Consider the following 7783-nt stretch of genomic DNA (forward strand, 5'->3'; position numbering starts at 1 on the left):
TGGACCATATACACATGTTAGTGAGTATACCGCCAAGTTTAAGTGTATCACAATTTGTTAGGATATTTAAAAGGAAAGAGCAGTCTTATGATATTTGATAGACATGCGAATTTAAAATATAAATATGGAAACAGACATTTTTGGTGCAGAGGATATTATGTAGATACAGTAGGAAGAAATAAAAAAGTAATAGAGAATTATATAAAGAAGCAATTGCAAGAAGATATAATAAATGATCAGATATCATTTAAAGAATACATTGACCCGTTTACGGGTAGCAAGAATAAATAGGCAAAATAAAAGCTGCTTTAGCAGCAGCCAGTAAAAAATATGCAATTGGCGGACTATTCGATACCTCTTGAGAGGTAGCTAGTAAAATGCCCTTTTAGGGCTTTGCAAACCACCAGTTCAACTGGTGGTTTTGATTAACGATTAGTTTTCTCTTTCACATTCTTGGTTTGCTACTGTACAAGATGTTTTGCAAGCAGATTGGCAAGAAGTCTGGCATTCTCCACATCCGCCGTGAGATGCGCTTTGTTTAAGTGAACCTTTTGCTATTGTTACTATGTGTTTTTTCATAATTTACCTCCTAATGTATTCAGCTTTTTTAGAAACTACAAAATTCAAATATGTATAGAGCTATAAGTTGAAAATGTGTTCTATAAGCAAATTTATTTTAATAATTATATCATATGTAAATACAAATTTCAATAATTATTAATATAGGTACAAGCAAAAATGTAGAAAGTAGAGCATTTTGATATGTCTGGATTTTATATATTTTAATTTATAAGGATATGGTATCTACTATTTCCTCTACGCTCATTGTTGAATTTATAGTAAATGTGCCGGATTTCAGTTTTGTTTCCAAGTGGTTTTCTTTTAAATATATAGTAATTTCGTCTTTTGAAGTTATGAGTTTATTGTCATAAAGTATGTCTACTATCTGTGTAGAAGTTGAATTTGCAGGGATAACTATAGTTACAGTAAAATTATTGTTACTTTGTACAGTTTTTGTAATTTCATTCTTAGAATTTTCTTTATTTTCGTTATTGGGATTTACTTGTAAATTTTGTGTATCTCCTGATTTGTCTTCTGTATTTATATTTTGTGGTATGCTCGTTTGTTCTATTGATTTTTCTGTTTGTGAAGTGTTTGTTTCTTTGTTTTGAAATGTTACAGATTCATCATCAGACTTTGAGTTTTGTGATGTTTCGGCGTTGATGTTGTTTTGTTCTTCGAGATTTTCAGTTTTCTCAGAGTCTGTGTTTACATTTATAGATGTATTTGAAATATCATCTGATACAATTTCTTTTATATTTACAGATAATTTTTGATCGAATATATCGCTGAAAAATACGCTTATATTTTTGTAAAACACAAAAAGTATTATAAATACTACAACAAGAGCCATTATAATATCACTTATATAGTGAATGAAATCCTTGAGTTTGTTCATATATAACCTCTTAATTAGGATAATTGGATTTTTAAATTTTGTTAAATACAGATAAAAAATATTTAGATAATTTTATCTAAATAAATATATTTAAATTATTCTATCATATTTGAAATAATTAAACAAATTATTTTTTTCAATATATAATTTTAGGTTTACTATATTAAGTGCCACATTTAATCAAAATAAAGTTAACATAAAAGCATATTTAAAGAAGAGATATTGTATTGAATATAATAAAAATATAGTTATAAATTGTAATGGTATATATAAAAATATTGAAAATATAATATATTTGCTGTAAAATATAAAAAAATAACATTAAAAGGAGAATTTATGAACGAAAAAAAATGGATAATATCTAATATAAATACAAGCACAATACCTTTTGATAAGTTATTTTATGACAGAAATAAATATGATATGAGTAAAGAGGAGTTTTTTAAACCTAATATAGATAATCAATATGACGGTATGCTTATGCTTGGTATGAAAAGAGCGTTGGAGAGAATAGATACAGCCATAAAACAAAATGAGAAAATATATATTTATGGTGATTATGATGTTGATGGCACGAGTGCAACAGCGATATTGTTAAAAACGTTCAATATTTTAGATTATCGTAATATAAACTATTATATACCTAATAGAAAAACTGAGGGGTATGGACTTAACAAGGATGCGATAAACAAAATATCACAAGATGAGTGTAAGCTTATAATCACGGTGGATTGCGGTATAACAGCTATAGATGAAGTTGAGCTTGCAAATGAACTTGAAATGGATGTTGTTATAACGGATCACCATCAAGTTGGAGAGGTTATACCCAAAGCGTATTCAATAGTAAATCCTCACCAAAAAAATTGTAAATATCCGTATAAAAATTTATGTGGTGCTGCAATAGCTTATAAATTATCAAGAGAGCTTTTGAGGATATATGCTAAGCAGGAAACTGGTGAGCTTGTAGAAATAGCAGGAATAGCTACAGTGGCTGATATAATGGAGCTTAATGGTGAAAATAGAGTTATAGTAAAAAACGCACTGAGAGAAATAAAAAAGTCTTCAAATTTTGGAATAGATGCTTTAATAACAGAGGCAGGTCTTAATAAAAGTGCAATATTTTCGTATGAAATAGGATTTGGAATTGCACCGAGGATAAATTCTGCGGGAAGATTGGATGATGCCTCACTTGCTGTAAGATTATATATGGCAAAAAATGAAATAGAAGCAAAATGTTATGCAAAAGAATTGAATATTCTAAATTATAAAAGACAAGAGATGGTAAAAGATATATATGAAAAATCACTTGTACAAGTGGAGGAAGAAAGTGAAAAGCAACCATATGTGACAGTATCTTACGGAGAAAATTGGAACAAAGGGGTAATAGGTATAGTAGCTTCAAAACTCGTTGACAAATTTGGAAAACCGTCAGTTGTAATTGCGATAGATGACGATAAAGGCTCTGCATCTTGTAGAGGTATAGAAAATTTTAATTTTTTTGAGGCTATGAAATCTATGGAAAATATGTTCGAAAAATATGGCGGACATGAAATGGCGGGAGGATTTTCAATAAAAAAAGAAAAAATTCCTGCTTTTATAAAAAAGATAAATGCATATGCAAAAAAAATTATGTTGGATGAAGATTATGAAATTAATTTTAACATAGATATGCTTATGCCTGCAGATGCAATAACTCAAGAAAATTATAACAAGATGGAAATGTTTGAGCCGTTCGGTATAGAAAATGAAAAGCCGATATTTTTGTCGACTGATATGAGCTTGGAAAATATTCAATTTATTGGAAAAGACAAAAATCATTTTAAGGCGAGAGATAAAAAAACGGGAAAAAATATTTTGAAATTCAACAGTTATGACGAATTAAAAGATTTGGACATATCTAAAAATGTAGATATAGTGTTTTATATGAACAGGAATGTTTTTGCGGATAATGTTGATATACAAATGTTTGCTTCAGATATAAGGTATTCATATGATTATTCGTATGATTATAAAGATATTTATCAAATTGTAAGAGATGATATAGGATATTTTGAAATGAATTATGACTTTTCATTAGAGGATGTGATAAATTTTGAAATACTGGAGTTGAAAAATATATCTAAACTCATAGGAAAAACTGCATTTTTATGCTATTCATATAAATCCTATTTTTATATTCGTAAGCTAATGGAATACTCGTATAAACGTCTTGATTTTTATCAGGACAATATGGAAAACAGCTTTGAAAATATGGTTATATTATTGCCTTTATTGGATAAAACAGAGCTTAAAGATTATGATAATATCGTTGTATGTGATAAACTTAAAAAAATAGAAAACGTAATTTATGAATGTGAGTGTAATAAATATGCTTTAGATTTCTCACAGTTTGACATAGGATATGAACCTTATGATTTACGTCTTAATATGGTTATTTTATACAATTTTTTTAAAAAATATGGTGATAAGAATATAAGAATATCAGATATACTTAATATATTGAAAATGGATTCTATGATTTTTTTCATAGTAAGTTGCATATTGCAAAAGTGTAAACTTATTGACATAATATATGATTTTCAATATAATAAAGTACACATAAAGTTAAAAAAAACAGATGAAAAACAAAATATAAATGATAATATTATTTTTAGAAAATTTAAACAGTATTTTTCTATTATAGGACTATAGTTTATATATTGTTTTTATCTACAATCAAAAAAATGAGGGGATATGTATATGAATTTAAAGTCCGTGATAAGAGAAATACCTGATTTTCCTGAAAAAGGTATAGGTTTTAAAGATATAACGACTCTTGTAAAAAATAAAGATGCTTTTAAATATGCAGTTGATTTAATGGTAGAAGATTTGAAAGATAAGGACATAGACTATATTGTAGGACCTGAAGCAAGAGGGTTTTTAATGGGGGCAGCAGTTGCGTATGCTTTGGGTGTGGGTTTTGTGCCTATTAGAAAAAAAGGTAAATTACCGGCAGAAGTGGTTAGAAAAGAATATTCTCTGGAATATGGGACGGATATATTGGAAATACACAAGGATGCAATAGAAAAAGGCTCTAATGTTGCGATTGTTGACGATTTAATAGCTACAGGAGGAACTGTATGTGCTGTTGCGGAACTGTTGGAAGAAATAGGGGCAAATGTAAAAGCAATGGAGTTTCTTATAGAGCTTTCATTTTTAAAACCGGATGAAAAAATAAAAAAATATCATATAAATTCATTAGTTAAATATGAAACTGAATAACAGTTTTACTGTAATATCAAATTAATAGGATTGTTTAAGTTTTATTATGTAGTATTATTTTGTTTTGATAAATGCTCAATGCAATAAAATTATGACAAGATAAAAAATTATTAAAGTTGATATAATTATTTGTTTTTTTATCTATCAATCAGTATAAAAAATTTTTAACAAAGTGATATATAGCGATATATTTATTATATCTTATTGCTTTATAATTTGGTATAATCAAAGTCGGTAAAGGGATTGTTGCAATTCAATCCCTTTTGCTTATATATTTTTATAGATGTATCAATAATATTTGGAATAGTGATACATATTTTAAAATTAGATAATAAAAATATATTTAAATTATTCTTGTTTAAAATATAATCTATTTTGATTTGAAGTGGGACTAACTTACTTATATAAAGAATAGACAAAGGTGATTGAATTGTTGGAAAATGTAATAAAAACTATACGGCAATATAATCCTGATGCAGATGTGGATATACTTATAAGAGCCTATGAATATGCTGAGAAAAAGCACGACGGACAGGTAAGGCGTTCAGGAGAAAAATATATAATGCATCCTATTGAAGTAGCCGGTATATTGGCAGAATTGGAATTGGATGTTGCTACCATTGCTGCAGGACTTATGCATGATGTTGTGGAAGATACGGACACCACTAACGAACAAATGATAAATATGTTTGGTGCCGAGATAGCTACACTTGTAGATGGAGTTACCAAGCTTGGGAAAATAGATTATAAATCTAAAGAAGAAAATCAAACGGAAAATCTTCGCAAGATGTTTATGGCTATGGCGAAAGACGTGAGAGTTGTGCTTATAAAATTGGCTGACAGACTTCATAATATGAGGACTCTCAAATTTATGACTCCGAGAAAAGCAAGAGAAAAGTCAAAAGAAACCATAGAGATATTTGCACCGATAGCCGGCAGACTAGGTATATCAAAAATAAAATGGGAAATGGAAGATATAGCACTTAGATATCTTGAACCGGATTTTTATTTTGATATGGAAAGGAAAATATCAAGGAGAATAACTCAGAGGGATTCATATATAAATGGAATAATTTCCAAGTTAAAAGAAAAAATACAAGTAGAAGCCAACATACCATGTGAAATATACGGCAGAGAAAAAAATATGTATAGTATCTACAAAAAGATGAAATTTAAAAATAAATCTTTTGAGGAAATATACGATTTTATAGCTGTAAGAGTAGTTGTTAAGGAATTGAAAGATTGTTATGGTGTAATAGGTATAGTCCACACTATTTGGAAACCTATACCTACAAGATTTAAAGATTATATTGCTATGCCAAAGGTGAATATGTATCAATCCATACACACTACGATATTCGGACCTGACGGAGAGCCGGTGGAAATACAGATACGCACGGAAGAAATGCATAAAACGGCAGAATACGGTATTGCAGCACACTGGAAATATAAAGAAGGAAGAATAGATACAAACGAATCTGATATGGACAAGAAATTAGCTTGGTTAAGGCAGATAATGGATTGGCAAAAAGAAGTATCAGATCCTACAGAATTTATGGAGTCTCTAAAAATAGATCTATTTGTCAACCAGGTTTTTGTATTTACTCCAAAAGGAGACGTTATAGAATTACCAATAGACTCAACGCCTATAGACTTGGCATACAAAATACACACAAATGTGGGAAATTCGTGCATAGGAGCAAAAATAAGCGGAAAGATTGTGCCACTTGACACCAAATTAAAAAATGGTCAGATAGTTGAAATAATGACATCCGCATCTTCAAAAGGACCCAGCAGAGATTGGATAAATATTGTAAAATCTTCTCATGCAAAAAACAAGATAAGACAATGGTTTAAAAAAGAACGCAAAGAAGAGAATATAGAAAAAGGCAGAGAATTAATAGAAAAAGAAACAAAGAAACAAGGCTACCCGTTAGGAGATTTTTTAAGAACAAAAGCACTTGTAGCAGCAGCCAAATTTTTGAGTCAGGCGAGCGAAGAAGAGTTATATGCAGCTCTTGGTTATGGCGGACTTACGATGAATCAGGTTATGGGTAAGCTTAAGGATATTTATGAAAAAGACTTCGGTGATAAAATAAAGGAAGAAAAACTGAGACAATTAAAAGAAAATCAAAGGATATCACAAGAAGGAAGAGAGCAAAAAAAAGAAAGAAGAAATAGACAACTGGTTAATGTCACAGGTGTAGACAACATACTTACAAGGCTTGCAAAATGTTGTACACCAATACCAGGAGATGAAATAGTGGGTTATATAACAAAAGGTAGAGGAGTAACAGTTCATAGAAAAGATTGCCCTAACGCCCAAAGAGATACACAAAACAGTTCTAAAGAACTGGTAGAAGTGCATTGGAATGATATTAACGTAAACTCATCATTTGATGTGGAAGTCCAAATAAGAGGATATGATAGAAGAGGACTGTTCGGGGATATAAGCAGAATATTTGAAGATGAAAAAAGCGATTTACTGTCATTAAATGCAAGAAGAGTAAAAGACGATATAGCAATAATTGATGCTACATTTGAAGTAAGATCAAAGGAACAAGTTAGGAAGATAATCAGAAAATTAAAAGCCGTTCCGGACATACACGATGTATTTAGGATATCAAAGTAATATATTTTGATATCCTTTTTCTATTATTAATAATTGTTTGATTAATGGATACATTTTTATATGTTATTAATCTTAAATATATTAATACTAAAATTTTATAGAATAACAGAAAAACATAATAATTATTTTTTTGTATACTATCTATATTAATATTATATAATTATACAAGTTATTCATAATTTTATTAGAAAATAGGATAAGCAAAATTCAGAACGAAAACATAAAATAAATAAAGAAAGTATATAATTAAAGTAAGGATAAAAAACAATAAAAGATAAAAAAAGAAACGAGAAAACAAAAAAAGTAAAAAAAAATAAAAAAAACAAGTTGACTAAGACATAAGTAAATATGATAATATGATAAAGCTCTCGATGAGAGAGAACAAAACAGAGATAAAAAGAAAATAAAAAATAAAAAAAGTACTTGACAGC

At 28.8% G+C, this 7783-nt stretch carries 5 protein-coding genes and 1 pseudogene; 4 read left to right on the forward strand and 2 right to left on the reverse strand.

Translation table 11 applies throughout. From position 1 onward, the window contains the following. A pseudogene (tnpA, locus tag HMPREF9629_RS10570) lies at positions 1 to 291 on the forward strand (IS200/IS605 family transposase); the annotation flags it as partial. A 141-nt stretch (positions 292 to 432) separates the two neighbouring features. Here tnpA and scfA read toward each other — a convergent pair. Together scfA and HMPREF9629_RS10575 are read right to left on the reverse strand one after the other, a co-directional pair. Beyond that, on the reverse strand, positions 433 to 579 hold the full coding sequence (gene scfA / locus HMPREF9629_RS11430; RefSeq protein WP_009526377.1) for a six-cysteine ranthipeptide SCIFF: 147 nt from the start codon (positions 577 to 579) through the stop codon (positions 433 to 435). Between the two features lie 208 nt (positions 580 to 787). Beyond that, positions 788 to 1459, reverse strand: coding sequence for an endolytic transglycosylase MltG (locus HMPREF9629_RS10575; RefSeq protein WP_009526378.1), 672 nt, complete (start codon positions 1457 to 1459; stop codon positions 788 to 790). 336 nt (positions 1460 to 1795) lie between these two features. On the opposite strand from HMPREF9629_RS10575, the gene recJ reads away from it, so the two are divergent. From recJ to HMPREF9629_RS10590, 3 genes are all read left to right on the forward strand, one after another. Continuing rightward, positions 1796 to 4150 carry a single-stranded-DNA-specific exonuclease RecJ gene (recJ, locus tag HMPREF9629_RS10580; RefSeq protein WP_009526379.1) on the forward strand — a complete coding sequence of 785 codons (2355 nt, stop codon included), beginning with the start codon at positions 1796 to 1798 and terminating at the stop codon, positions 4148 to 4150. 48 nt (positions 4151 to 4198) lie between these two features. Continuing rightward, positions 4199 to 4720 carry an adenine phosphoribosyltransferase gene (locus tag HMPREF9629_RS10585; protein WP_009526380.1) on the forward strand — a complete coding sequence of 174 codons (522 nt, stop codon included), beginning with the start codon at positions 4199 to 4201 and terminating at the stop codon, positions 4718 to 4720. 430 nt (positions 4721 to 5150) lie between these two features. After that, on the forward strand, positions 5151 to 7352 hold the full coding sequence (locus HMPREF9629_RS10590) for a RelA/SpoT family protein (RefSeq protein ID WP_009526381.1): 2202 nt from the start codon (positions 5151 to 5153) through the stop codon (positions 7350 to 7352). Positions 7353 to 7783 lie beyond the last annotated feature (431 nt).

It is taken from the genome of Peptoanaerobacter stomatis (assembly GCF_000238115.1).
Lineage (GTDB): Bacteria > Bacillota > Clostridia > Peptostreptococcales > Filifactoraceae > Peptoanaerobacter > Peptoanaerobacter stomatis.

What these genes read in the sequence shown, in the direction of transcription:
- scfA (WP_009526377.1), bottom strand. Translation starts at nt 579, where the DNA reads ATGAAAAAACACATAGTAACAATAGCAAAAGGTTCACTTAAACAAAGC.
- HMPREF9629_RS10575 (WP_009526378.1), bottom strand. Translation starts at nt 1,459, where the DNA reads ATGAACAAACTCAAGGATTTCATTCACTATATAAGTGATATTATAATG.
- recJ (WP_009526379.1), top strand. Translation starts at nt 1,796, where the DNA reads ATGAACGAAAAAAAATGGATAATATCTAATATAAATACAAGCACAATA.
- HMPREF9629_RS10585 (WP_009526380.1), top strand. Translation starts at nt 4,199, where the DNA reads ATGAATTTAAAGTCCGTGATAAGAGAAATACCTGATTTTCCTGAAAAA.